Here is a 25,793-nt window from a genome sequence, read left to right on the forward strand (position 1 = left end):
AGTCATTATATTTTTATGATTTGGCGCTATGCGGTATGAACAACGCCGGCTACAGCTTTTTTCGCATAATCCTGCAAAGGACCTCCTGCGAATCGAGCATGGTTTTGTTAACATAAGGAGTATCCTCGAAGCCATGGGCGCGGTAGAAACCAATCGCGCGGTCGTTGCCTTCGAGTACATCCAGTACGCAGTGTGTTTTCCCTTTGCGCCTGAATACCTCTTCTGCGGCGCGCAGCAAAAGCCGTCCGGTGCCCATGCCTATTTCGCCGGGCAGGAGGTAAAGGGCGGTTAGCTCCCCGTCTTCCGGGAACTGGATGATACGTGAAGGACGTACAATCGCAGCGCCCGCAAGCCCGGGCCGGTGTGCCATAAGACACAGTAGTTCGCCGGTTAAAAAACCGTTTTGCAAAAAGGGAACCCAATGGTCGTCCGGCAGGCGGCTCAGGTAATCCTCCGCGACAATTCCCTGATAGGCAAAGCGCCAGCTTGTGGCAAACAATTTACTGATGTCGCCGATGTGCTGGTAATATGCTTGTGAGATGAACGCTTTTTCCTGCAAAATATAATCTCTTTTCCTGTGTATTTATCCTTATTATAGCATTGAACAAACGTTGTGAAAATGCTATCCTAACATATTGAAGAAACTTGAGAAATATGATAAGCAGAGGGGCGGAATGGTTATAGTTACAGCGATTAACTGAATGCAGGTTATGCAAAACTTACGGTAAATCGCTTGCATCTGCAATTTATACAAAAGCTTGTAACCAACCTTTTGATAAATTGCTATAAGCTGGATGACAAAGAGCTGGAAACGGAGGACAGGGCAAAATGCTGTGGTTGTGGATCGTTATTATTGCGGTAATTATTATCTTTGCGGTGGTTGTGCTTGTGGCGGCAAATAAAATATTCGACGTTGCGGTGAACGCGAAAAAGACAAAGGAAAAGGTCTTAAAAACCAACGCGAACACATCGGAAAAATCGATTGAAAAAACCAAAAAAGAAATCGATAATGAATGGTTGAGGGCGCAGAAATTCCGCATGCATGAGCAGGAATCGTATGACGGGCTCAGGCTTGTGGCGCGTGAACTGCCCGCCAAAAATCCTTCCAAGGTTTGGGTGGTCTGTATCCACGGATTCTCCGGCTGCGGGTTGAATCTTGGAATTGCCGCAAGACGGTGGCATGAAAAGGGCTATAATGTGTTCCTGCCGGACTTGCGGGGCAGCGGGGACAGCGAAGGGGATTATTACGGGATGGGATGGCTCGACCGGTTTGATATCATTTCCTGGATCAGGGATACAATCCTTGAAGAGCAGCCGGATGCAGACATTATTCTGCATGGGGTTTCCATGGGGGCGGCGACCGTGATGATGACGACCGGCGAAGCGCTTCCCCCAAATGTGCGTGTGGCGGTTGAGGACTGTGGATATACGTCGGTATGGGAGGAATTCACCATTCAGCTCAAAAAAGTGTACGGCCTTCCGCAGTTTCCGATCATGCACATTGCGAACGGCATGGCAAAACGCAGGGCGGGGTATTCCTTCAAGGAAGCTTCGTCTGTGGAGCAGGTGAAGAAATCGAAAACCCCTACGCTTTTTATCCACGGGGACGTGGATACGTTCGTGCCGTTTTTTATGCTGGACGAGGTGTATAATCCGGCAGCATGCGAAAAGGAAAAACTTGTTGTGCATGGCGCGCAGCATGGGGAAGCAGTCACGGTGGATCCGAAAGCCTATTGGGATACGATTGACGAATTTGCGGAAAAGCACCTGAGACGTTCGTGAGGCGGGGAGAAGCCGAAGCGCGAAGACACGAACCGCATAAAATATTGCATCAAAAAAAGACAGGCCGCAGCCTGTCTTTTTCATATATTTATTGTCATTCGAAAATATCCGCGTCCATTTCCTTCAGATTTTCTGAAATAAGGGGGCGGAATTCCATATTGGCAATGATGTCCTTTTCCACATCAATTCCGGGAGCAACCTCTGTCAGCATAAGCCCGCCGTCCGTCACTTCAAGTACGCAGCGCTCCGTGATAAACATGACCTTCTGGCCAAGCTCGCGTGCGCGTTTGGCGGAGAAGGTCAACTGCTCGATGTCCTTTTTGAACTTTTTGATGCTGCCTTCCTTTATAATATGGAGTTTGCCGTCCTTCACCTCCACATCCAGGCCCTTAGCGGTAAAGGTACCGATGAAATAGAGAAGGGGCGTTGCCTGCGTGATGCAGATAAAGCCTCCGCAGCCCGCGATACGGGGACCGAATTTGCTGACGTTAATGTTACCCTGCGGATCAGATTCCGCAAGGCCAAGAAACGCCTGGTTAAGCCCGCCGCCATGATAAAAATCAAACAGCTGATGCTGATAGATAATCGCATGCGGGTTGAGCGTAGAACCAAATTCCACACCGGAAAGCGGTGTTCCGCCAATACCGCCGGCTTCTACTGTAAGCGTAAAATCGCTGATTCCTTTTTCCGCAGCTACTGCCGCAATTCCTTCCGGCATACCGATGCCAAGATTAATTACGCCGCCTTCCTGCAGCTCCTTTAAGGAGCGCAGTGCAATAATACGGCGCGGCCCGGGCGGGAGTATGGGCATTGCGCCTTCGGGCGCCCGCGTCTGCCCTGAATAAGCGGGATTGTAATCGCAGGCAGCTGTCTGCGGGTGATACTGCATATCCTGTGTAACGATCACGTAATCCACGAGTATTCCCGGCACGAATACCTCATGCGGCGGGATATCGTCCACAATCTCTTCCACCTGAACCAAAACCTTTCCGCCAAGCGCGTGACAGGCCTGCGCCATTGCAAGCGCGTCCACGATAGCAGCTTCCTTTTCCATGCTGATGTTTCCGTTGCGGTCTGCCCGTGTGCCACGCAGGAATGCGAAATCCATTTTTTCGATCGGCTTATAGCGGATATAGTCCTTTCCGTCAATATTGACGATCTCATTGAGCTCGTCTGTGGAGCGGCTGTTGAGCCGTCCGCCGGAAAGGCGGGGATCCACAAAGGTATCAAGGCCGATATGCGTAACAAGCCCCGGACGTTTTGCCGCCGTATCCCTCAAAAGCTGTGCGATCACGCCCTGGGGAAGGTTGTAAGCCTCGATGTCCTCGGAAAAAATCATCTGCTGTAATTTTGGCATCAGGTTGATGTGCCCTGCCACAAGCCGTTTCACAAGTCCTTTATGCGCAAGGCGGTTAAGCCCCCTGTCCGCGCCGTCACCCACAGAGGTTACGCTCAAAAGGGAAAGGTCTTTGGGCGCGCCTGTTTCCAGAAAACGTTGCTCTAATGCGTAGTAAAGCTCGTCCGCTACCGCTGCCATAACAAATCCGTTGGCTGCGATTGCCGCACCGTCCGGAATGAGGTTTGCGGCTTCCTTTGCCGTGATAATCTGATGCTTCATAATATACCTACACCGTCCATTTCTTAAAAATCAAATATACCGTTAATATTATCCGATATACGGATGCCATTTTCAAGATGAAAGTTGAGACTGGACACTTATGAAGCTAAAAAACAACATTTATTTTTCGTGATATCCACCCGGACGGCGATCCCTGCGGGCAGGCTTGCGTTCCATCAGGATTGCAGAGGCGCAGATGGCCCCGATGACAGATACGGCGAGAAGCAGGGCGCTTAAAAATTCTTTTGTCAAAATGATATCAAACATAATAAAATACCTCCTGTGGTAAGCGTTTCGTTGCATTGCCTGCATTTTGGCAATGCGTTTCTTTCTATGAACCTATTGTAAAACAGGGGATGTACATCTACGGTCACAAGATATGAAAAAAGTATGAACAATGTTTAAGAATGGCTACAGAAGTGATACAAAAACTATACAAAATCGTCTGTTTGGTATATAATGGGAAACGTTATAGATATGATTTCAGTGAGGATAGTAATTTGAAAAAGATATTTGTGTTGATTATTGCGCTTGTAATAATCCTGACAATACCTGTGGTTGCGTTCGCGGAAAATGATAATGACGCGGCAGCTACGACAATACCAGAAGAAACGGCAGCGCCGGTTGAGGATGCCCCGGCAGATGCGGCGCAGCCGGAGGCAGAGGCAACGCCCACGCCTGTTCCAACCCCGGAGCCTACTCCAACGCCCGAGCAAACGACGCAGGGCTACGCCGGTGCGCCTGAAGTTGATTTGTCTCGAATTGAAGCGGAATCCGCGATGCTGGTGGATGCGGATACAGGAGAGGTTTTGTTTTCCAAGAATGCGGATTGGCGCATTTTTCCTGCGAGCACGACTAAGCTGATGACGGCGATCCTTACAGAGGAAAACTGCGAGCTTACGGATACGGTGACGCTTACTGCGGATATGCTCACAGAGATCGGAAAGCTTGGCGAAAAGGGCAGCCTGATGGGGCTTTATACAAGCACAAAACCGGGCACGGAAATATCCGTTAAGGATTTATTTTATGGAATGATGATGTGCTCAGGAAACGACGCTGCGCTTGCGCTTGGCCTGCACATTGCCGGAAGCGAGGAAGCCTTTGTAGCGATGATGAATGCCAAAGCGCAGGAGCTTGGCATGACAGGAACAAATTTCATTAATACCAACGGCGTTTATATTGCAAATATTGGCCACGACCATTATTCTACAGCGTCAGATATGGCAAAGCTTGCCGTAGCTGCGAGCAAATATCCGGAGCTGATGGAGATTGTAAAATCGCCAACCTATACGTATGAAACAGTACCGCAGCTCAATAACGAGACGGTTGGCGGAGTACAGAATTCCAACTACCTGCTGCATACGCCCGTTGAAAAACCGGAGTATGCCCAGTATTTGTACGACAAAGCGACCGGTATGAAAACGGGAACGGTCAACAATATTATCCCGCCGGGTGCGGAAAGACCGATCAAGTCTTACGGTTGTCTCGTAGCGTCCGCCTCTTCTGATGGATTAAACCTGATTGCCGTGATTTTCGGCGATACCACCAAGAGCGAGGATACGAGCACACAGCCGGATTCCCATGCGCGTTGGGATATTGCAAAATATCTTTTTGACTATGGATTCGAGAATTTCGCTAAGGTGGACCTTGCGAAATATGCTTCGCCGGTAGCGCTCACTGAGCAGATTGAAAACGCCTCCGGAAACGATCCGCAGGAAGGGACGCTGGAAGTATCAGCGGACCTGAGCAAGATTGCTTCCGATACGCAGCTTATTGATGCGGCGACGGCAAAGGGGCTTGAAGACGGCAGCGTAAAACTGGAGGAGACAACAAACATCAGCGAACCGTTGAAAGCGCCGATCAAGGAAGGCGATGAGGTAGGTACGGTTTCCTATTCTCTCAACGGGAAGGAGCTTTACAGCGCGCCCCTTGTGGCGGGCAGGGAAGTTTTTGAAAAGGGCGAGGAAAGCCTCGCAAGCGAAGAATACGGTGTTCCGTATTTTGAATTTCAGACATGGTATCTTTGGATCATCATACCGGTTGCGTTTATTCTGACGCTCTTGATCATACGCGCGGTGAATAAATCACGCAGGAAAAAGCGTTATGCTACGGGGCGGGGCAGGAATTACGATACTCCCGTACGGCAGCCACAGCGTAAGCAGCCCCCGAATGGCGGAATGTCAAGAAGCGCCACACCGCCGCAAAAAAGGCAGGGCGCGGCGCGGGCGCGTACCGGTGGAAAACCAGGCAGCTCCAAAGGGCGCGGACATAAGATGTAGGATCGATCAATAAAACAAATAAGACGGTTTCGTTTGCAGCGAAGCCGTTTTTTACAATTATTGTCAAAGGGTGGCGGAAAGGAAAATTTTATGGACAGGGAGATGATAGCGCCCTGCGGTATGAACTGCACGCTGTGTATGGCGCGCCAAAGGGATAAAAAGAAATGCGGCGGCTGTAACGGAGACGATAGCACAAAGCCGCATCATTGCAGAAAATGCAGCATCAAAAACTGCGGGACGCTTCGGCTGAGCGCCTCCGGGCTTTGCGACGAGTGTGGCAAAAAGTGCTGCCGGCTCAGGGACCTGGACAAAAGATACCGCGCAAATTACGGCATGAGTATGATTGAAAATCTCGACAATATCAAAAAAAATGGAATGAAGTCTTTTCTTGAAAGCGAAGAAAAGAAATGGAACTGTAAAAGTTGCGGGGCGTTGCTGTGTGTGCACAATCCAGTTTGTACACGCTGCGGAGCAGAATGGAGATAATGAAAACAGAGAAATATTGCAGTTTGCCAAATGGCTGCGCAGCAGGCATTTGTTAGAAACTGCTGTGGGCAAACCTTTCCGGCAGCGAGCCATGCGACGCTGTAAGCTAATAGGTTGCAAAAGCAGCGCCCACCATTTATGGACGCTGCTTTATTTCGTACCAGAGTTTTTGGTCAGCTAAGCTGCGCGAGGATCAGGTCGCTCATTTCCGTAGTTGAAACGTACTCCCCGCCGGCAGCAATGTCCGCTGTGCGCGCGCCTGCCGCAAGTACTTTTTTTACTGAGGCTTCGATTGCCTGCGCTTCCTTTTCGAGATCGAAGGAATAGCGAAGCATCAACGCACAGGAAAGTATCATTGCGATTGGGTTGGCTTTTCCCTGACCGGCAATATCCGGCGCGCTGCCGTGTATCGGCTCGTACATACCAAGCTTGGTGGAGCCAAGGCTTGCCGAGGGCAGCATTCCAATCGAGCCTGTAATCATGCTGGCCTCGTCCGTCAGGATATCGCCAAACAGGTTGCCCGTAACCACTACGTCAAACTGGCGCGGATTGCGTACCAGCTGCATTGCGGCGTTGTCCACATACATGTGGGTAAGCTCCACGTCGGGATAATCCTTTGCGACACGCGTGACGGTATTGCGCCACAGCCGCGAGGTGGAAAGGACATTTGCCTTATCAACGCTTGTAAGGCGCTTATCCCGCTTGCGTGCGGATTCGAAGGCAAGGCGTGCGATGCGCTCCACCTCATAATCGTGGTAATTCATGATGTCCTGGGAATATGTGATGTCGTCGCCGCTCTTCTCGCCAAAGTAAACGTCGCCGGTCAGCTCGCGCAGGATAAGAATGTCGAGGTTATCGCCAACGATCTCGTCCTTTAAAGGGCATGCGGCCTTGAGCTCGTTATAAATGATGGCAGGCCGCAGGTTTGCGAACAGGCCAAGCTCCCCGCGCAGACGCAGGAGGCCTTTTTCAGGGCGTTTATCCACGGGAAGGTTATCCCATTTCTCTCCGCCCACCGCGGCAAGGAGCACTGCGTCGCACTGCCTGCAGATTTCAAGCTGCGAATCCGGAAGGGGATTTCCGTGCTTATCGATTGCGATTCCGCCCGCGTCCACGTCGCGGAAGTGAAATGTATGACCATAGAGCTCTCCGATGCGGTTCAGAACACGTACCGCTTCCACGGAAATCTCCGGGCCGATTCCGTCGCCGGAAATTTTTGCGATTGTAAATTCCATAGCTATCACCTTTCTTCTGTAAAAATTCAGATACCATCTTATTATATAACAAAAATAAGTTGGACAAAAGAGGGGGAAAGAAATAAAATGAAGTAGGACAGAATTGAAAAACAGCTGGATTGGGAAGTGATTTACTTATGAAAACAGGAATGTCTACGGCTTGTTTCTTTTGCAGGCTGTATAATGAGGACGCCGTGCGGGAGATGGCCGCTTTGGGCGTCAAGGATATTGAAATTTTTTTCTCGGCGAATATGGAGTACCAAAAGCCGTTTACAGATGAGTTGAGAAGGATATGCGACGGGGAGGGGATGCGGGTGCGCTCCGTGCATTCGCTGTGCACGCAATTTGAACCGCAGCTTTTTTCAGAGCATCCGAGGCAGTACGACGAAGCAATGAATGTATTCCATCAGGTGGTGGACGCTGCCGCAGAGCTCTCGGCGGGCGTTTATGTGTTCCACGGCGCGATGAACATCAAGCGTGCCAGGACGTTCCGTGTGGATTATGAGTGGGCTGGAGAAAAGGTTTCGGTGCTTGCGGAAGAAGCAAAAAAGAAGAACGTAAAGCTTGCTTACGAAAATGTGCACTGGTGCTGGTATGGAAAACCGGGCTTTGCCCGTGAGCTTGCAGCGCATACGGACAGCGATAATCTGTTCTTTACACTGGATATCAAGCAGGCCGCCCAGTCTGGCTATGATGTTTTCGATTACATTGAGGATATGGATGGAAAGCTCGCGCATATCCATGTTTGCGATTATAAAAAAGATCCGGAAAAAGGAACCATCCCCTGCCTTCCTTTCGATGGGGAAATGGATTGGCAGAGGATGAAAGAATGTCTCGACAGGCTGCATTATGACGGTCTGATGATGCTCGAAGTATATCCAAGCGATTACGCATCCTACGACCAGCTTCTCGAGAATTATAAGAAAGTACAGGCTTTTTTTGCGTAGCTTTATGCCTGCGCAAACGCTTTCCGCTGTGAAATCGTCTGGGCCTTCAGCCGGTTGAACAGCTTGTAAAGCGCGGGGATTGCAGAAATCGCGATACAGATAGCGCATTCCACGCCTACGACAGCGCCGTTGTAGCCGAGCGAATACAGCCACGCAGGCATACCCTCAGGCGCGTACATTCCAAAAAATATCCAGCCTGAAAGGAACTGGCAGATAAACCGCGCACCGCAGCCGTAAAGGATGCCCGGGATGATGCTTTTTTTCGCAAGCCCTGCGAGCGCGAGCAGCGAAAAGGACAGCAGATAATCGAGTGCAAACTGTGGAAATGCCAGGAAAAAAGGTTCCTGAACAAATTGCAGGAGGCCGTAGCACAGGCCTGCCAGAAATCCCTTTTTGAATCCGTAAATATACGAAAACGCCAGCATTGGCAGCATACTTGCAGGGGTGATCGATCCGCCGTTCGGCATGGAAAAAATCTTGATAAAGCTTAACAGGAAAGAAGCGCCAATGCACAGCGCCGCAGTCGTAAGCTCTTTTGTGGTCCACTGCGATTTTTTTGTAATCTCTTTGCCGCCCGCAGTTTTCTTGCGGTACAGGAAATACCCGATGAGGCCTGCGGCGATAATCACACATACAATGATGATTGCCGGCAGTGTAAGGCCTGAAAAATCGTCAAACATAATTTTCTCCTTTGAAGCGTTCGTTTTACAGCAGGTAAATATATGATATCGTTTGAGGCAGACTCATACATTATCGTTTCTTTTGCACCGCATCAACGCATCAATCTATAGCGTTCGCCGGGCGGCCGGGGACAGCCTGCGGCTCAGGGATGCGCGCATATTGTAAAGTCAGTGCAAACACTGCATAAATGGAAAACTCCCGCACAGCTGCGGGAGTTAAAATTCGAATTGGTTCAATTTCCGCTTTCCTGCGCACGAATTACCGTGACCGGTTCAGAGGGTTTCAATTTCTCAGCCGTAGCTCCCCTAGCAGTGTATGTACTTTTATGGTATGATAGTAGCACTAAGCGAAAAGAAAAGTCAAGGTGTTTGTATGAAAAAGAGTTTTTATGCTTATATGTCGCGCCTGAAGCACATCAAACGGTGGGGGCTCATGCGTAATAATATGGAGGAAAACGTTGCGGAGCATACCTTTACGGTGGCGCTGATTGCACACGCGCTGTGCGTGATCAGGAATGCGTATTTCAACGGAAACGTGAGCGAGAAGGATGTGCTTGCCGCTGCGGTTTATCATGAGGCCGGAGAGGTAATTACAGGCGACCTGCCCACTCCCATCAAATATTTTGATGAAAACATCATGCAGTCCTACAAGAAAATCGAGCGCCATGCGGAAGAAACGCTTGTTTCCATGCTGCCAGAGGAAATGCGCCCTTCTATCGCTCCTTATGTATTACAGGAGGAAGATGAAGAGGTAAGGCAGCTTGTGAAGGCTGCCGACAGGCTGAGTGCATATATTAAGTGTATGGAAGAGCTGAAAAGCGGAAACAAAGAGTTTGAAAAGGCGTGTGCGCGCACAGAGGAAGCTGTGGTTCGAATGGAGCTTCCTGAGGTGGAATATTTTATGGAGCACTTTTTACCGGGCTATTCATTGTCGCTCGACGAGCTTAATTAGGGCAACAAACTGTTGACAGAGGACAGGATACATGGTATAGTAATTCTTGCGTAAAAATGAATGATGCACAAAAGCCATAGACTCAGGAGCGTTTCGCTTAATCGTATGAAATCCTGACGAGGTTGATTTTTTAGGAACTTTGTTGCTCTTATTAGGTCTTCATGGCTTGGATAAGGGCATTTTTTATTTCAATCAGGACGCAGCGACGGAGGTGAAATGATTTGAAAGAAGCAAAGCTACAGTTAAAACAGGCGGCGGTTGCAGACGTTGTGGATAAAATGAAGCGTGCGCAGAGCGTCGTTGTACTGGATTACAGAGGACTTACGGTTGCTGAGGTTTCCGATCTGCGGAGCAAATTTCGCGAAGTGGGCGTAGAGTATAAGGTCATCAAAAACAATATGCTCAAGCGCGCTGCGGAAGAGCTTAACATCGAAGGCGTGGACGATTACTTCAAAGGGCCGACGGCAGTGGCGTTTGGCTACGAAGATCCGGTTGCTCCGGCAAAGATCCTTTGCAAGTTTGTAAAGGACGCTAAAAAGACGGAGATCAAAGGCGGAATCCTGGATGGCAAGGCAATGGGCGCTGACGAGATTCAGAACCTTTCAAAGCTCCCTTCCAAGGACGAGCTTATTGCAAAGATGCTGGGCAGCCTGAATGCGCCGATCACAAACTTTGCTATGGCGCTTTCGGCAATCCCGAGAGGTCTTGCATGTGCGCTCAAAGCGGTTGTAGATCAAAAACAGGGCTGAAACAGCCTGAGGCAGGAATAATGAATAGCGCGGCATAGAGCCGCAGAATAATGAGTAAAAATTCGGAGGATTATAATAATGGATAACAAACAGATTCTTGATGCAATCAAAGAAATGAACGTTCTTGAGCTTTCTGAGCTCGTTAAGGAAATCGAAGAAACATTTGGCGTAAGCGCTGCCGCTCCGGTTGCAGTTGCTGCTGCCGCTCCGGCTGGCGAAGCTGCCGCTGCAGAAGAGAAAACAGAATTCGACGTAGTTCTGAAGGCTGCAGGCGCAGAGAAGATCAAAGTAATCAAAGCTGTAAGAGAAGCTACGGGCCTTGGCCTCAAGGAAGCAAAAGAGCTGGTTGACGGCGCTCCTTCCACAATCAAGGAAGCTATGGGCAAAGATGATGCAGAGAAGCTTGTTGCTTCCCTCAAAGAAGCTGGCGCAGAAGTAGAAATGAAATAGTTTTACAGAATATGCAATCAAAAAACGCAGCCGTAAGCGCTGCGTTTTTTTGATTGTGGCATAGGCCTACTGCAAATCGCGTGAATCACATGAGTCAACAAGCGTTTTTGCTTTGCAGACCTGCGCTGGAAATGGTAGCGTGATCGCGCTGAATACGGTTTATTTTTTTGTTTCCGGTGTATATTAAAAGCATGATGATCTCATAGATAAGCGAGAGAATGGGTATGGATGATTTTTTGGAGCAGGCCCGTGAAAAAAGTAAGGAATTTTACTTGAAAAGGGCGCAGGCCGCCGCGCTTTCCGCACAATCAAGCGCACAGCAGGCACAGCAGGCTGTGAATGAAATTGCAAAGAGGCTCATGGAATACGAGGCGGATAAAAATGAAGAAAACAGAAACGCTGTCGTTTTGGCGGCGCGGGGGGCGGCAAAGGTTGCGAGGGAAGTTGCGCAATTAGCAAACGAAGCATCTGAAGCGGCATTGTTGATCGTTTCCACGGATTTAAAGCGTTCCATGTGCGGCGGGGCAGATCAAAATGAAAAGAGAGGGATGTAAAAATGGCTACGAAAACGGTAAAAGATACAACGGCTGCAAAAACCGTAAAGGAAGCAGGCGAGAAAGCGGCTAAAACTGCAAAAGCTGCAAGCGAGAAGGCCGCAAAGGCGACCAAGGACGCAGGGCAGGCAGTGGGCGAAGCGGCTGTAAAAGCTGCGTCAAAGGCAAAGGAAGGCCTGATGGCGTTTGGCAGCACGGTTGCAAGCAAATCCAGGGAATTTATGGAGGTTGCAAAGCTCAACAACCAAAAGACGGCAAAACAAAAAGAGCTGGAGGACGCATATAAAAAGCTCGGGGAGATGGCCTATACAAAAGGCCGGCTCAGGGGAGACATGGCTGAGGTCGGCAAGGAAATCAAGCAGATTTATACCGAACTCCAGCAGATTGAGGTGGCAATCAACTGCGCCCAGTCTACAAAAGAGTGCAAAGGCTGCGGCCAGAAAAACCACGTTGGCGATAATTATTGCTCAAACTGCGGCGAGAAGCAGTGAGGAAAGCAGATGGAAGAGCCTCATAAGGACAGGTGGTCCAACACCAGGAAGGCCGCGCCCGGGGAATATTTGACGCCGGAAGATTTCCTGAAGGTGAAGGCCGGTCTGCGCAGCGCATGGCGTAAGCTTGGATGGATTCACCTGCGAATGACAAACGATTTGGAAACAAAAAACCCATCTCCCTTGACGCGTATCGAGATTCACCGCAGGATGGAAGAGATCAAAAATGAGCTGAATGAATTGAATCAATCTTATTTGGAAGAAGACCTGTAAGGTCTTCTTTTTTGTACGGATTATCAGGAATGCAGGCCAAAGCCCTCCGATATGCTTTTCAGGGATTTGCCGTCCGCATTTTTTGGATAGATACAAACTTTATTATGAACCATGACGGCAACAATGATGCAAATATGATACAATAAAGATGTAATGTAAAAATATATTGCAGGTTGCCAAATGGTTGCGCAGCAAGCATTTGTTAGAAACTGCTATGCAGCGAACATACGGCGGCGCAGCCATGCGACGCCATAAATTAATACGCTGTAAATTCGGAGAAAAGGCTTTCTTTTGCAATACATGAAAGCGCGTGACAAGGTGGGTATCGTATGATTAATATATTGATTGTGGAAGACGAACTTCCGATTTCTAATTTGATTTCTGTAAATCTGACGGAAAGCGGCTATCATTGCCATGTCGCAAATGACGGGATGACAGCGGCGGATATGATCGAACAAAACCGTTACGACCTGATACTGCTCGATATCATGCTCCCAAAGGTAAGCGGATATGAGCTGATGGAATACGTGCGTCCGACGGGAACGCCGGTTATTTTTATTACAGCCAAAAACGACGTTGCGGATAGGGTAAAAGGTCTGCATCTTGGCGCGGATGATTACATTGTAAAGCCCTTTGAAATCGTGGAGCTTCTGGCGAGGGTAGAGGCGGTACTACGGCGGTATCATAAAAGCGATAACAATATTGAAGCAGGCGACGTGAAGATCGATACGCGTTCGCGCTGTGTGATGAAAAACGGCAGGCAGGTCGATTTGACGATGAAGGAATACGAGCTGCTTCTTTTGTTTGTGCGGAATAAGAACATTGCGCTTTTCCGCGAGACGATTTTTGAGCGGGTATGGCAGAGCGAATACCTTGGCGATACGCGCACGGTGGATTTACATGTCCAGCGGCTGCGTAAAAAGCTTGGCTGGGAAAAGACCATCGTTGCAGTCTATAAGGTAGGATACAGGTTGGAACTATAGGATGAAATTTGCGTGGAAGGTGTTTTTGTCGACGATCATTATGATTGCTGCCGCATTTGCGGTTGGCGGTTATATTTTGATTACGTCTTCATTTGAAACATCACTGGAACGTGAAACAGACCGCGCGCTTGAGGAGAACCTGCTGATGAAGCTCGCTTACGAAAGCGCGAGCACGAGTTATGTGAGCGGCGGCTCGCGGCTTACGGACGAGGCGGTAACCAATATTGCCGCGCAGCTTGGCGACGGAGACCGGCGGGGCCTTGCGCTTGTAAGCGAAGAAGGGAACATTATCTTTAGCAATGCGGGCCGGAAGCCGGATCAGGAGCTCATTACAGATACGGACGGGGCGCGAGCCTACCGCATCAGCGAATCAGGCGGAAATTACCGCATCACGGTCAGCTGCCGCACAGACGCGGGGGGGCGTACCGTATACATCGAAACGACAAGAAACATTTCAAAAATTTTTACCGAACGCGAAAAACAATTTGAAATCTATACGAGACTTAATATCATCATCCTTGTAGTGAGCTCGCTTGTGATGCTCGTGGTTTCCATGCTGCTCACACGCCCGCTGCGCAGGCTTTCAGCCACGACGCGCAGGATTGCGGAGGGAAATTATAACGAGCGCATGAAGGTTACAGGCAACGATGAAATCGGTGAATTTACGCGGGATTTCAACTTGATGACAGACGCGCTTGAGGACAAAATTTATGCGCTGGAAAATACGGCGCGGCAGCGTGAGGATTTTGTCGCCAGTTTTGCACACGAACTGAAAACGCCGCTTACATCGATTATCGGATACGCGGATATGCTGCGTTCAAAGCAAATGGAACCTGAGGAAATGTTTGTTTCTGCCAATTACATTTTTAACGAAGGAAAACGCCTGGAGGCGTTATCCTTAAAACTGTTGGAGCTTATGGTTTTAAACCGGCAGGATTTTGAGCGCCGCAGGGTAAACCCGCGGCTGCTGATCGAGGAAATAGCGGGGCTGATGCAGCCTGTTATGGAGAAAAACCAAATGACGCTGCGGGCGGCGGCGCAAAACAGCATCGTGCTGATTGAGCCGGATCTTTTTAAAACGCTGCTTGTAAACCTGATCGACAACGCCCGCAAGGCTTCGCAGGAGGGGGGAGTAATCGAACTTCTGGGAAAGATAGACGGAAGGGATTACGTTTTTTGCGTCAAGGATCACGGCAGGGGAATCCCGCCGGAGGAAATCAGGAAGATTACGGAAGCGTTTTATATGGTGGATAAAAGCCGCGCGCGCGCCCAGAACGGCGCGGGGCTGGGGCTTGCGCTTGGAGATAAGATTGCAAGGATGCACGGCTCGCGCCTGGAATTTCGCAGCATTGTTGGAACAGGAACGATCGTGTGCGTACGCGTCAGAAGGGCGAGGAGGCAAAAACGGGTATGAAAACCATCGTTAAGTATATCCTGACAGTGATCATTGCTGTTAGCGTCGTGGTTGCAAGCGCGGTCGTCCCGCCGGTGCTGGCAAAAAACAGCGATAAATCCTTTTTGGGTATCGTGAAAAAGGATACGCATACGGCGGAGACCTATGAATACAAGGCGACCAAATACCAGAAGGTGCGGGTGCTGTATACAGCGATGCTTCAGGCCGGGGTTTTTCAACCGCAAATAGATACGTTGTATGGCAAGGAGAGCGCTGAAAGCGCAGGCTATGGCGATTACGGATATCAAAATGTAAAGGTGGAGAATCCGGGCTATGCACCTGCGGACAGTAAAATGAACCAGGAAGAAGCCAAAAAAGCGGCGCGCCGGGCGATCGATAACCTGGGTGATAAGGGGGCGTTCCCGGGTTTCCCTAAAAATGCGAAAGACCTCGCGATTGAAAGCGTCAATTTTGAGACGATGCTCGATCCAACCGTATCAGGCACGACATTTTACTTTTGGGCAATATATGCGAGCGACAGGGCGTCAGGAGATTGGTATTATTTTGTGATGGACGATGAAGAGGGCTTGATTTACATGGCGGAGATACGTTGTGAGGGAAGCAGCGCCGATAAGGAATTGTCCAAATGGGACAACAAAAAGACGGCGAAAGAAAAAACAGGCGTTTTTGCGGAAGCGCACGGACTGGAGGTAACAGATGTTGCCGGGGGCAGCAGCCTTGGCGGGAACGAGGATTTGATTTTTGCGACCAATGAAGCGGATTATCAGGTGATACTGGAAATGTCTACCAATTCAGGACTTTTATATACCGTTATGCTGAAACCTTCAGATTTATAGAAAAGATTACAAAAATGATGCAAAACCGATGAGAAAAGTATGCTTTGACCTTGTAAGATCATTACAAGGTCAATTTTTATTGCGGATTCTCAAATGGCAGCATAAGGAGATTGGGTTATGAGACAGATTGTAGCAGCACGCAGGAGAAGCAGGCGGCTGACAAAACGGTTTGCAAAATTTATTGTAGTGATTCTGATTGTCGTCATTGGCATATGCGCGGGCGCAAAGCTGATTCCCGCGGCGGTCACGAAAGCCGTGGACGCCGGTGCGGCAGCAGAGCAAACGGCGCCTGCCGGGCAGGCGCAGGGGAATGTAACGGCCCTTGACGACGGGCGTACAAAGGTAATCGTAGATGCAGGACACGGCGGCGACGACTTTGGGACGTTCGGCGTACTGACACGAAGGATGGAAAAAGAGGTAAACCTTGAAATCGCGAAGAAATTGCAAAAAGAGCTGGAAGCAAAAGGGATCAACGTAATCATGACGCGTACGGACGACGGAATGATCGCTCCCACCAAGGCGGAGGACATGAAAAAGCGCGAAGATATCATCAGCGAATCCAATGCAGATATGTTCATCAGCATTCATCAGAATTTTTATGATAAGGGGCAAAGCGTTAAAGGGCCGCAGGTTTTTTACAGGGAGCCAAACGCACGGGGCAAAAAGCTTGCACAATGTATCCAGCAGGAAATGAATACGCAGCTTGACGTGGAAGAGCCGCGGGAGATTGGCGAAGGTGATTATCAACTTCTCAGGCCGGGTAATCAACCCAGTGTTATTGTAGAGTGTGGATTTTTCTCTAATCCGGAGGAGGAACAAATGCTGCAGCAGGACAGCTATCAGAATAAAATTGTTGCGGCGATCATTTCAGGGATAGACGATTTTGAGGAGAATAATGCGGCGTGACCGCTTTCAAATAGATTTGCACGACACAACCAGTAAAAATCCGTTCAGCTTATGATAAGCTGAACGGATTTTTACCATTTCAGGACAATTTTTTTGAAGCAAAAAATTAGAAAAAACTTTCTTTATTATATACTAATACTAAACTTTTGGCTCTGTTTTACTAAGAAATTGCAATAGTAATACTGCGAAAACAGTGGGGAATGTTTTAGCAGGAAAGGATTTTTGTTGACAGTGCCGGTTGGTTATGGTTAAATATTATTTGCGAATATTGGTTTAATAATAATAAACAAAATGTTTATTTAACTGTTATTCCGGAAAAGGAAACGTATATGAATATAGGAGAAAAAATAAAAGCGCGCAGGCAAAGGCTGGGGCTTACGCAAAGCGAGCTTGCGGACAGGGCAGAGCTTTCCAAAGGATTTATATCGCAGTTGGAACGGGATCTTACCTCGCCATCCATCGCGACGCTGACCGATATTCTGGAATGCCTTGGAACAGACCTTCCGGAGTTTTTCAATGAACGTGAGGAGGAAAAGGTCGCTTTTGCACAGGCAGACCTGTTTGAGAAAACAGACGACGACAAGAGCATTTTGTGGCTGGTGCCCAACGCGCAGAAAAATATGATGGAGCCGATTCTGCTGCGCCTGAAGGCGGGCTGCTCTACGGAGGAAGACCATCCGCACGAGGGCGAGGAATTTGGTTATGTGCTTTGCGGCGCGGTTACGCTCGTCCTTGGAATGAAGAAACATAAAATCAGGAAGGGCGGCAGCTTTTATTTTAAAACGAATGTGCCGCACCGGATCGAAAACAACGGGAAAAAAGACGCGGAGATATTGTGGGTATCCACGCCGCCAAATTTTTAAATAAGTAACGGGAAGGAAAAATTGCCATGTCGGAACACATCATTGATTTTTTGGGCGTATTTAAGGAATTTGACGGAGTGGAAGTGCTCTCGAATATCAATTTGTATATCAAGCAAAACGAATTCCTGACGCTGTTGGGACCGTCCGGCTGCGGGAAAACGACGCTGCTTCGGATGATCGCGGGTTTTGAGGAGCCTACGCGCGGAGACATCCATTTGTTCGGCGAGAGCATCAAGGGACTTCCGCCATATAAGCGGCGCGTGAATACGGTATTCCAGAAATACGCTTTGTTCCCGCATTTGAATGTATTTGACAATATCGCGTTCGGACTCAAAATTAAAAAAATGGATAAAAATACAATCAAAAGCAAGGTAAGCGATATGCTGCGCCTTGTAGGTCTTTCAGGCTACGGGGACAGGGATATTGCGAAGCTTTCAGGCGGGCAGCAGCAGCGTGTGGCGATTGCCCGGGCGCTTGTGAACGAACCGGAGGTACTGCTTCTCGACGAACCGCTTGGTGCGCTCGACCTGAAGTTCCGGCAGGAGATGCAGTTGGAGCTCAAGCGGATGCAAAAATCACTTGGCATCACCTTTGTTTACGTGACGCACGACCAGGAAGAGGCGCTTACGATGAGTGACGCCATTGCGGTCATGAATGACGGCGTCATCCAGCAGCTTGGCACGCCGGAGCAGATTTACAACGAACCGAAAAATTCGTTTGTCGCGGATTTCATTGGTGAATCCAATATCATCAGCGGCATCATGATCAGGGACTATTACGTACACTTTGCTGATAATGATTTTGTATGTCTGGATCGCGGCTTTAACGAAAACGAACCGGTTCAGGTGGTGGTACGTCCGGAGGATATCAATATTACGAAAAATATTACGGATGACATGATCACAGGGACGGTTTCGTCTATCATCTTTATGGGCGTTCATTATGAAATCCGTATCAACGGTGATAACGGCTTTGAGTGGCTGGTGCATTCCACTGATTATTTTGGAACGGATGAACGAGTGGGCTTTACGCTCGAGCCGGATGATATCCATGTGATGGAAGTAAGCCAGTACGACAAGATGCGCATTGACGATGTTGTGGAGGCCGCAAGATGAGGCGGGGAAGGGCGCATGAGCTCGTGGGCACACGCAGGGTATTTGCGTTGCCGTACGTAGCGTGGATCGCCATTTTTACGATTGCCCCTCTGATTTTGATATTGCTTTACGCCTTTACCGCAACAGGATCGGGCGGCGTTATGGTGCTGACTCTGGAAAATTTGGAACGGGCGTTTTCGCCGCTTTATATGACGGTTTTCTGGCGCAGCGTATGGATGGCATTTTTGGCGACGGCGGTTTGCCTGCTGATCGGTTATCCGGCGGCGTACCTGATGGCCAAAATGAAATCGAATATCGCGGCGCTGGTTTCAGTGCTGTTTATCCTGCCGATGTGGATGAACTTCCTGCTGCGAACCTATGCGTGGCGGGCGCTGCTGGACAACGCGGGAATCATCAACCAGGGGCTCATGGCGCTTGGATTCGAGCCGGTGCAGTTTTTGTATACGGAAGGCGCGATCATTTTCGGGCTTGTGTATAATTTCCTGCCGTTTATGATCCTGCCGATCTATTCCATTTTCCAGAAAATGGATACGTCCTGCATCCAGGCAGCTCAGGATTTGGGGGCAAATAAGTGGCAAACCTTTTGGCGGGTTACGCTGCCCCTTTCCAAGGGCGGGATTATTTCCGGTGTCACTATGGTATTTATGCCCGCAATGACGACCTTTGTGATCACACGGCTTCTTGGAGGGAGCCATTTCATGATGTATGGCGACCTGATAGAAATGCAGTTTTTATTGCTGTCGGAATGGAATTTCGGTTCGGCGCTTGCCGTAGTTATGATGATCCTTACAATCATCTTCATGTGGCTGCTGCGCCGCTACGACAAAGAAGGGGAAGGAGGGGCGCTGATGTGACCTGCCATTTGGCACATTTGCGCGGAGGTGGCTTATGCTGAAATTTTTAAAACGGTTTTACCTGGCGATTATTCTGGTCTTTATGTACCTGCCAATCGCGGCCCTCATCATCTTTTCCTTCAACGGTTCAAAATCCATGGCAAAGTGGACGGGCTTTTCCCTTCATTGGTACGAACAGCTTTTCTCGGATCCGACGATTGCCGAGGCGATATGGGTAACCGTGTCCATTGCGATTATTGCGGCAGTCGCGGCGACGCTGATTGGTACGCTTGCGGCGATCGGCATGGATAATTTTCGGAAAAAGAGCAGGAATGTAATGGTGAATATTACTTATATCCCCATGGTCAACGCAGAGATCGTGACGGGTATCTCGCTGCTGCTGCTGTTTATTTTCCTCAATATCCCCCGTGGATATTGGACAATGCTGCTGGCGCATATCACCTTTGATATCCCGTACGTTATTTTTTCTGTGCTTCCCAAGCTGCGGCAAATGGACCAGGGGACCTACGAGGCCGCGCTTGATATGGGCGCGAAGCCGGCATACGCGGTCAGGAAGGTGATATTGCCGCAGATTATGCCGGGAATCGTAACCGGCTTCTTGCTTGCGTTCACGATGTCCTTCGACGACTTTATGATCAGCTTCTTTACGTCGCAGGGCGCAATACAAAACCTCTCCACGTATATTTACAGTATGGCGCGCGTGGGCATCAACCCCATGATCAACGCGTTGTCCGCCATTATGTTTGTAGTGGTGATCGTACTGTTGCTTGTTATTAATCTGAGGTCGATCAAAAAGACAAAAAGGACTCCGCAGCTGGAGGAATTTCGCTGATAGAATGGATAGAAAATGATGAAAAAAATTGTACTTGTTATATTGGCAGCGCTGCTGCTTATCATTCCGCTTGCGGGCTGTACGGAAAACGAGGGAGGTGCGGACGGACGAAAGGTCGTGCATTTCCTGAACTGGGGGGACTATATCGATCCGCAGGTCATTCCGATGTTTGAAGAAGAAAACCCTGATATCAAGATCAATATGACCACGGTTCCGTCCAACGAAGAAATGTATGTGATCGCTACTACCGAAGGGACGCAGATTGACGTGGTCGTTCCGTCGGAATATATGATCCAGCGGCTGATGCTCGAGGACCGGCTTGCAAAGCTCGATCATTCCAAAATGGAAAATTATCAATACATAGAGGATTTTGCAAGCACATGCACCTATGATCCAAATGGAGATTATTCCCTTCCGTATACGTGGGGAACGTTCGGCATCCTGTATAACAGTAAAATGGTGGATGGGGAGCCGGACAGCTGGGATGTGTTGTTTGATCCCAAATACGAAAAACAGATTTTGATGTACGACAGCATCCGCGACAGCGTTGGAGTAGCGCTGATTAAGCTTGGATACAGTATCAATACCCAAAATCAGCAGGAGCTTGACGAGGCTGCGGAGCTGCTGGTAGAGCAAAAACCCCTTGTGCTTGCTTATGGAACGGACGATTTGCGTATGACCATGGTGAGCGGCAGCGCTGCGCTCGCGCCAATGTATGCGGGCGACGCGGCATATTCCATGATCGATAATCCGGACCTTGAGTATGTGATTCCCAAGGAAGGGGCGAACATCTTTGTGGACGGGCTGTGTATCCTGAATACCACGGATGTGTACGACGAGTCTTTGCGCTTTATCGATTTTATGATGCGCCCGGATATCGCGGCGATCAATGCGGAATATACCGGTTATTCGACGCCGGAGGATGCGGCCCTTGAACTTGTGGATCCGGAAATGCTGGATAATTATGCGTTTAATCCGCCAAAAGAGGATCTTGAAAAGTGCGAGTATTATGAATATCTCGACAAAAGCATCCTGCGGATGTATGAAGATGCGTGGATGAAAGTGAAGATTGCATGAGGACAGGCAAATGAAAAGCCGGCAGGATTATCCTGCCGGCTTTTTTTGCCTGTCTGTGTAAAGCTCAAAATATGGACTAACGTTCTAAAAAATTGGTTCGTTACATAAGAAGTTACACGATATTTTGCGTCAAACATTTTTAATTTTGGCTTGACAATAAGTATTAAGATAATGTATGATAACGTTGTTATCATGATAACAACGTTATCGGGAGGAAGCTATATTGATTTCAGAATATGATAAAACACATGAAAACATCCTCAAAAGCGCCAAAAAGGAATTTTCAGAACATGGTTTTACCGGAGCATCCTTACGCCAGATCGCGGCTGGGGCTGGCCTTACAACAGGTGCGCTTTATCGGCATTTCAAAGATAAGGATGATTTGTTTGCGGCACTTGTTTCCCCAGTGTGCAAGGCCTTTTTAGAGCAGTACGATTTAGTTGGCGACGGATATCTTGAACAACTCGATCAATCTGGAGTAGAGGCCATGTGGGAATCCTCTTCTGATTCGATTAGGGGAATGATAGAATACGCATATCAATACTTTGATATTTTCCGTATTTTGATTATGGCTTCAGAGCAAACGCCATTTGAAGATTTTACCAATCAATTAGTAGAAAAAAATGTAGATTTAACTCAACGATATCTGGAGGCGGCACAAAAGAAGGGATATCGTGTCAATATGGTAACGAGGGATGATTTACATATCTTAATCAACGCGCAAATGTCATGCGTATTTGAAATGCTGATACATAATGTCCCGCATGACAAAGCGGTTGAACAGGCTGGCAGGATATCTAAGTTTTTTACAGGCGGTTGGCAAAAGCTGATAATGGAATAGCTCAATAAATACTCCGCTAAATAGCGGAGTAAAAAATACAATGAAGTTAGCGCGTGCTAATTCACGTTTGGTTAAGGAGGCAGAATGAAACAGATAAACGATAAGCGTGGTGCAAAATATATCTTTGCACTTGCGGGAAAAAATACAAGACCGCTTTATGGCAGTATGATATTCAGCATACTTTCTGGACTGTGTTCATTTATCCCATTCATTATGGCATATCAAATTATCATGTTTTTGGTAACTGATAATGGGAGTATTGAGATTGCAATACACTACGCAGTTATCGCTGCGCTTGCACTTGCAGGTAAGTTTATTTTTATGGTTATTGCATTAAGCCTTTCCCATATTGGTGCGTTTAACACATTATATTCCGTTCGCTCCAGATTAAGCAAACATATCTCTAAAATCAATTTAGGCTTTTTTGATAGTCATACAACTGGAGAAATTAAAAAGGTTGTCATTGAAGATGTGGAACGAATTGAGAAATTTATGGCACATCAAATTCCTGATCTTATTGGAGCGATTGTAGCGCCTGTCATTATGTTTATTTATCTGCTTTCCCTCAATATCCCAATGGCATTTTGTATGCTTACACCCGTTATTATTGGAGCGGTCATTCAATTTGCTGCTGTAAAAATAACCGGGAGGCGGATGACGCAATATCATCATTTACTTGGAAAATTAAACTCTGCGATTATGCAATTTATAAACGGGATGCCGATTATGAAAATTTTTAATATGACAACTAAATCATATAAGGAATATTCTGATGCAGTAACGGACTATTGCTCTTTCTGGAAACAATGCAGTAAAGACCAGGGTTATACCTACGGATTATTTGTCGCACTGGTGGAAAGCGGTATTGTATTTGTATTGCCTATTGGTGGATTGCTGTATGCACAAGGTACGCTTCCGTTAGCAACTTACATTTTCTTTATGATTATGAGCATGGTCTTTTTGTCCAGTTTATTAAATTTGCTTAGTTTTGCACAAACATTCAATCAAGTAATGTCGGGCACCGCCCGGATAAAGCAGATTATGGATATCCCCTGTGAAAGTGAGGGAACAAAAAAACTGGCTCAGGCAAAGGCGCAGACACTTACTTTTAATGATGTTTCGTTCTCCTATGGAGCGGCAGAGGTACTACATCATATTGATATTGATATGCCGGCCGGGAGTCTAACTGCATTTGTAGGAGCTTCCGGAGCTGGGAAAACGACCGCAGCGCAGCTTATTCCAAAATTCTGGGAAGTAACGAATGGCAGTATTTCTATCAGTGACACCAATATCAAGGAATTGAAAAATGAGAATTTAATGCAGCTTGTTTCATTCGTATTTCAAGAAACGTTTATGCTTGATGATACGATTTATGAAAATATAGCGATTGGAAAGCCAAATGCTTCAAAAGATGATATTGAAGAAGCTGCAAAGGCAGCGCAGATACATGATTTTATATTGTCGTTACCCAATGGCTATCAAACAAGAATTGGAGAAGAAGGAGTAAAAATGAGCGGCGGTGAGAAACAAAGAATTTGTATAGCCCGTGCGATCCTGAAAAATGCTCCAATTATTGTATTCGATGAAGCTACAAGTTATACGGATATTGAAAACGAATACAAAATACAACTTGCACTCGCGGAATTACTTCGAGGCAAAACGACGATTATGATAGCGCATCGTCTGCATACAATCATTCAAGCCGATCAAATTTGTGTCTTTGAAAAAGGGCATATCATAGAAAAGGGAACACATTTTGAATTGTTAAAACAAGGAGGGCAATATAGCAAGATGTGGCAAGCCTATACACAGGACAAACAGGAGGTAGTTTCATGAACCAGCTAATACAGGCAATCAAAAAAATTGCAGGAAACCGGGCAAAAACTTTAGTACCTGTTATTATCATGTCTTGTGTCGACTCCATTTTGCACATGGGGATGTTCGGAATCATGATCGGTACAATGATTGAACTGATTACCGGAACATTTACATTAGATCATTTAATGCTTTACAGCATAATACTCATTGCTTTATTTGCTGCCCGCGCCATCATTTCGGCAATCAGCTATACGCAAACACAATACAAAGGCGCAGAGATTACAGCCGATCTGCGGCTAAGGCTTGGTAACCATATCCGCAAAGTAAATTTAGGTTATTTTAACCAAAATAGTATAGGAAAACTAACAAGCATCCTTACTACGGATATTTCTGATTTTGAACAGGTGCTGACAAAATCACTTTCCAGCTTTTTCAAAATTATATTCTTTACAGGATTGGCATTCGTATTCGCCTTTTTTATTGACTGGCGTTTTGCGTTCATTGTGGCAGCCGTTATATTGATTTCTTTGCCCATTATAGACAGAGGCGGAAAAGTAGCAAAAAATAAAAGCGATAATTACCGCAAAGCGGTCAATGGCGTTATTTCGCGCATTGTAGAATATATTTCCGGCATGAGAACTTTTCGGCTATATAATATGACAGGTGATAAATTTGAACGTCTGGACGACAGTTATATCAAGCTGAAAAAAGAATCCATAAAAATGGAATTGGCAATTATGCCGTTCTCAACAGTGTTTTCGCTCTTAACATCACTGATTATTCCGATTGCTCTTGTAATTGGGACAGTCTTTTGGAAAGGCGGAATGGAATCCGTCAATATTGTGGCGCTGATCATGGTTGCGATATCCATAGCAAATATGATGATAACGTTAGGAACTTTATATCCGGAGATGAAATTTTTGAATAAATCTGCTGATAATATTATTTCCGTTATGGATGAACAACCATTGCCATTTCAAAACGAAAATACCGCTTTAGAAAATTATGATATTGAATTTGAGAACGTGTCCTTTTCTTACACGGGGAACACGGATGTTATAAAGAATATTAGTTTTTTGGCGCGGCAAGGAACGACAACTGCACTGATCGGCCCGTCCGGAAGCGGTAAAACGACGATTGCCAGTCTCGTTTCACGTTTTTGGGATGTTACGGAAGGTCAAATCAGGATTGGAGGCACAGATATTAGGAAAATATCACCGGATGGTCTTACAGAACACATGGCGGTTGTATTCCAGGATGTCTATTTACTAAACGATACGATTGCAAATAATATTCGGGTTGGAAAGCCGGATGCCACGGACGAACAGGTAATTGAGGCCGCGAAAGCAGCGCAATGCCATTCATTCATTATGGAATTACCAAGCGGCTACCAAACGATGGTCGGAGAAGGCGGCAGCACTCTTTCCGGGGGAGAAAAACAGCGTATCTCCATTGCACGGGCGTTTATCAAGGATGCTTCAATCGTACTGCTGGATGAAACTACTTCAAACCTGGACGCGGATAATGAAATCGCGATCGGGAAGGCTCTTGACCGCCTTATGAACGGAAAAACAGTTATTGTGATAGCGCATAGATTAAATACAATTATGAGCGCAGACAACATATTGGTACTGGATAAAGGAAGAATTTCAGAACAAGGGACGCATCATGAATTGATGGCAAATGATGGACGCTATGCCTATATGGTGAAAGAACAACGCAAAGCGAATCATTGGGTTGTTTCAAAATAATAAAGTT

27 protein-coding genes and 1 other annotated feature are annotated in these 25,793 nt (G+C 47.4%); of the genes, 21 read left to right on the forward strand and 6 right to left on the reverse strand.

Annotated features, from left to right (window positions below; translation table 11 throughout):
• Nucleotides 1-49 precede the first annotated feature (49 nt).
• Entirely contained in the window at nucleotides 50-559 is a 510-nt protein-coding gene (locus ACS5WU_RS06685) for a GNAT family N-acetyltransferase (RefSeq protein WP_046444198.1), read from the reverse strand.
• Nucleotides 560-828: 269 nt separating this feature from the next.
• Between ACS5WU_RS06685 and ACS5WU_RS06690 the strand changes: the two genes are divergently transcribed.
• Nucleotides 829-1,782 carry an alpha/beta hydrolase gene (locus ACS5WU_RS06690; protein ID WP_302760135.1) on the forward strand — a complete coding sequence of 318 codons (954 nt, stop codon included), beginning with the start codon at nucleotides 829-831 and terminating at the stop codon, nucleotides 1,780-1,782.
• A 94-nt stretch (nucleotides 1,783-1,876) separates the two neighbouring features.
• Here ACS5WU_RS06690 and ACS5WU_RS06695 read toward each other — a convergent pair whose 3' ends face one another.
• Both ACS5WU_RS06695 and ACS5WU_RS06700 read right to left on the reverse strand, forming a co-directional pair.
• Nucleotides 1,877-3,400: an acyl CoA:acetate/3-ketoacid CoA transferase gene (locus tag ACS5WU_RS06695; protein ID WP_046444200.1), complete on the reverse strand. Its 1,524-nt coding sequence runs from the start codon at nucleotides 3,398-3,400 to the stop codon at nucleotides 1,877-1,879.
• Nucleotides 3,401-3,520: 120 nt separating this feature from the next.
• Nucleotides 3,521-3,667, reverse strand: a complete 147-nt coding sequence (locus tag ACS5WU_RS06700; protein WP_156415079.1) for a hypothetical protein — start codon at nucleotides 3,665-3,667, stop codon at nucleotides 3,521-3,523.
• A gap of 233 nt (nucleotides 3,668-3,900) precedes the next feature.
• Between ACS5WU_RS06700 and ACS5WU_RS06705 the strand changes: the two genes are divergently transcribed.
• Complete coding sequence (locus ACS5WU_RS06705) at nucleotides 3,901-5,679, forward strand: D-alanyl-D-alanine carboxypeptidase family protein (protein ID WP_302760137.1); 1,779 nt, start codon at nucleotides 3,901-3,903, stop codon at nucleotides 5,677-5,679.
• Nucleotides 5,680-5,742: 63 nt separating this feature from the next.
• On the opposite strand, the gene ACS5WU_RS06710 is transcribed toward ACS5WU_RS06705, so the two are convergent.
• Nucleotides 5,743-6,237 carry a hypothetical protein gene (locus ACS5WU_RS06710; RefSeq protein ID WP_465089016.1) on the reverse strand — a complete coding sequence of 165 codons (495 nt, stop codon included), beginning with the start codon at nucleotides 6,235-6,237 and terminating at the stop codon, nucleotides 5,743-5,745.
• A 101-nt stretch (nucleotides 6,238-6,338) separates the two neighbouring features.
• Nucleotides 6,339-7,400, reverse strand: coding sequence for a 3-isopropylmalate dehydrogenase (leuB, locus tag ACS5WU_RS06715; protein ID WP_059108807.1), 1,062 nt, complete (start codon nucleotides 7,398-7,400; stop codon nucleotides 6,339-6,341).
• 137 nt (nucleotides 7,401-7,537) lie between these two features.
• Between leuB and ACS5WU_RS06720 the strand changes: the two genes are divergently transcribed.
• Complete coding sequence (locus tag ACS5WU_RS06720; protein WP_059108808.1) at nucleotides 7,538-8,347, forward strand: sugar phosphate isomerase/epimerase family protein; 810 nt, start codon at nucleotides 7,538-7,540, stop codon at nucleotides 8,345-8,347.
• 2 nt (nucleotides 8,348-8,349) lie between these two features.
• Here the strand turns inward: ACS5WU_RS06720 and thiT are convergent, their stop codons facing one another.
• Nucleotides 8,350-9,027 (reverse strand): energy-coupled thiamine transporter ThiT, encoded by a 678-nt coding sequence (gene thiT / locus ACS5WU_RS06725; RefSeq protein WP_046444205.1) that lies wholly within the window; start codon nucleotides 9,025-9,027, stop codon nucleotides 8,350-8,352.
• Between the two features lie 373 nt (nucleotides 9,028-9,400).
• On the opposite strand from thiT, the gene yfbR reads away from it, so the two are divergent.
• From yfbR to ACS5WU_RS06815, 18 genes are all read left to right on the forward strand, one after another.
• Nucleotides 9,401-9,979: a 5'-deoxynucleotidase gene (gene yfbR / locus ACS5WU_RS06730; RefSeq protein WP_046444206.1), complete on the forward strand. Its 579-nt coding sequence runs from the start codon at nucleotides 9,401-9,403 to the stop codon at nucleotides 9,977-9,979.
• 56 nt (nucleotides 9,980-10,035) lie between these two features.
• Nucleotides 10,036-10,172 (forward strand) — a sequence feature (ribosomal protein L10 leader region).
• A gap of 28 nt (nucleotides 10,173-10,200) precedes the next feature.
• The gene (gene rplJ, locus ACS5WU_RS06735; protein WP_046444207.1) at nucleotides 10,201-10,728 is read left to right on the forward strand and encodes a 50S ribosomal protein L10; all 528 of its coding nucleotides are present in this window, start codon (nucleotides 10,201-10,203) and stop codon (nucleotides 10,726-10,728) included.
• Between the two features lie 78 nt (nucleotides 10,729-10,806).
• A complete protein-coding gene (rplL, locus tag ACS5WU_RS06740) occupies nucleotides 10,807-11,178 on the forward strand; it encodes a 50S ribosomal protein L7/L12 (protein ID WP_046444208.1) in 372 nt (123 codons plus the stop codon).
• A 224-nt stretch (nucleotides 11,179-11,402) separates the two neighbouring features.
• Nucleotides 11,403-11,732, forward strand: a complete 330-nt coding sequence (locus tag ACS5WU_RS06745; RefSeq protein WP_046444209.1) for a hypothetical protein — start codon at nucleotides 11,403-11,405, stop codon at nucleotides 11,730-11,732.
• A gap of 2 nt (nucleotides 11,733-11,734) precedes the next feature.
• Complete coding sequence (locus ACS5WU_RS06750) at nucleotides 11,735-12,223, forward strand: hypothetical protein (protein ID WP_046444210.1); 489 nt, start codon at nucleotides 11,735-11,737, stop codon at nucleotides 12,221-12,223.
• A 9-nt stretch (nucleotides 12,224-12,232) separates the two neighbouring features.
• Entirely contained in the window at nucleotides 12,233-12,496 is a 264-nt protein-coding gene (locus ACS5WU_RS06755; protein WP_046444211.1) for a hypothetical protein, read from the forward strand.
• 329 nt (nucleotides 12,497-12,825) lie between these two features.
• Nucleotides 12,826-13,479, forward strand: a complete 654-nt coding sequence (locus tag ACS5WU_RS06760) for a response regulator transcription factor (RefSeq protein WP_046444212.1) — start codon at nucleotides 12,826-12,828, stop codon at nucleotides 13,477-13,479.
• A gap of 1 nt (nucleotide 13,480) precedes the next feature.
• The gene (locus ACS5WU_RS06765) at nucleotides 13,481-14,893 is read left to right on the forward strand and encodes a sensor histidine kinase (RefSeq protein WP_059108811.1); all 1,413 of its coding nucleotides are present in this window, start codon (nucleotides 13,481-13,483) and stop codon (nucleotides 14,891-14,893) included.
• Nucleotides 14,890-15,729: a hypothetical protein gene (locus ACS5WU_RS06770; RefSeq protein ID WP_046444214.1), complete on the forward strand. Its 840-nt coding sequence runs from the start codon at nucleotides 14,890-14,892 to the stop codon at nucleotides 15,727-15,729. Before ACS5WU_RS06765 ends, ACS5WU_RS06770 begins: the two co-directional genes overlap by 4 nt.
• Before the next feature lie 117 nt (nucleotides 15,730-15,846).
• The gene (locus ACS5WU_RS06775; protein WP_059108812.1) at nucleotides 15,847-16,635 is read left to right on the forward strand and encodes an N-acetylmuramoyl-L-alanine amidase; all 789 of its coding nucleotides are present in this window, start codon (nucleotides 15,847-15,849) and stop codon (nucleotides 16,633-16,635) included.
• Between the two features lie 329 nt (nucleotides 16,636-16,964).
• Nucleotides 16,965-17,498: a cupin domain-containing protein gene (locus ACS5WU_RS06780; protein WP_046444215.1), complete on the forward strand. Its 534-nt coding sequence runs from the start codon at nucleotides 16,965-16,967 to the stop codon at nucleotides 17,496-17,498.
• A 26-nt stretch (nucleotides 17,499-17,524) separates the two neighbouring features.
• Entirely contained in the window at nucleotides 17,525-18,613 is a 1,089-nt protein-coding gene (locus ACS5WU_RS06785; RefSeq protein WP_046444216.1) for an ABC transporter ATP-binding protein, read from the forward strand.
• Complete coding sequence (locus ACS5WU_RS06790) at nucleotides 18,610-19,467, forward strand: ABC transporter permease (protein ID WP_046444217.1); 858 nt, start codon at nucleotides 18,610-18,612, stop codon at nucleotides 19,465-19,467. Before ACS5WU_RS06785 ends, ACS5WU_RS06790 begins: the two co-directional genes overlap by 4 nt.
• Nucleotides 19,468-19,501: 34 nt before the next feature.
• Nucleotides 19,502-20,299 carry an ABC transporter permease gene (locus tag ACS5WU_RS06795; RefSeq protein ID WP_046444218.1) on the forward strand — a complete coding sequence of 266 codons (798 nt, stop codon included), beginning with the start codon at nucleotides 19,502-19,504 and terminating at the stop codon, nucleotides 20,297-20,299.
• Between the two features lie 15 nt (nucleotides 20,300-20,314).
• Nucleotides 20,315-21,376 carry an ABC transporter substrate-binding protein gene (locus tag ACS5WU_RS06800; RefSeq protein ID WP_052740551.1) on the forward strand — a complete coding sequence of 354 codons (1,062 nt, stop codon included), beginning with the start codon at nucleotides 20,315-20,317 and terminating at the stop codon, nucleotides 21,374-21,376.
• Nucleotides 21,377-21,599: 223 nt separating this feature from the next.
• Complete coding sequence (locus ACS5WU_RS06805) at nucleotides 21,600-22,217, forward strand: TetR/AcrR family transcriptional regulator (protein WP_320607241.1); 618 nt, start codon at nucleotides 21,600-21,602, stop codon at nucleotides 22,215-22,217.
• 84 nt (nucleotides 22,218-22,301) lie between these two features.
• Nucleotides 22,302-24,053, forward strand: coding sequence for an ABC transporter ATP-binding protein (locus ACS5WU_RS06810; RefSeq protein ID WP_465089017.1), 1,752 nt, complete (start codon nucleotides 22,302-22,304; stop codon nucleotides 24,051-24,053).
• Nucleotides 24,050-25,786 (forward strand): ABC transporter ATP-binding protein, encoded by a 1,737-nt coding sequence (locus ACS5WU_RS06815; RefSeq protein WP_320607242.1) that lies wholly within the window; start codon nucleotides 24,050-24,052, stop codon nucleotides 25,784-25,786. The genes ACS5WU_RS06810 and ACS5WU_RS06815 overlap by 4 nt, the downstream gene beginning before the upstream one ends.
• Nucleotides 25,787-25,793 lie beyond the last annotated feature (7 nt).

Source organism: Christensenella sp. KGMB01412, assembly GCF_055522415.1.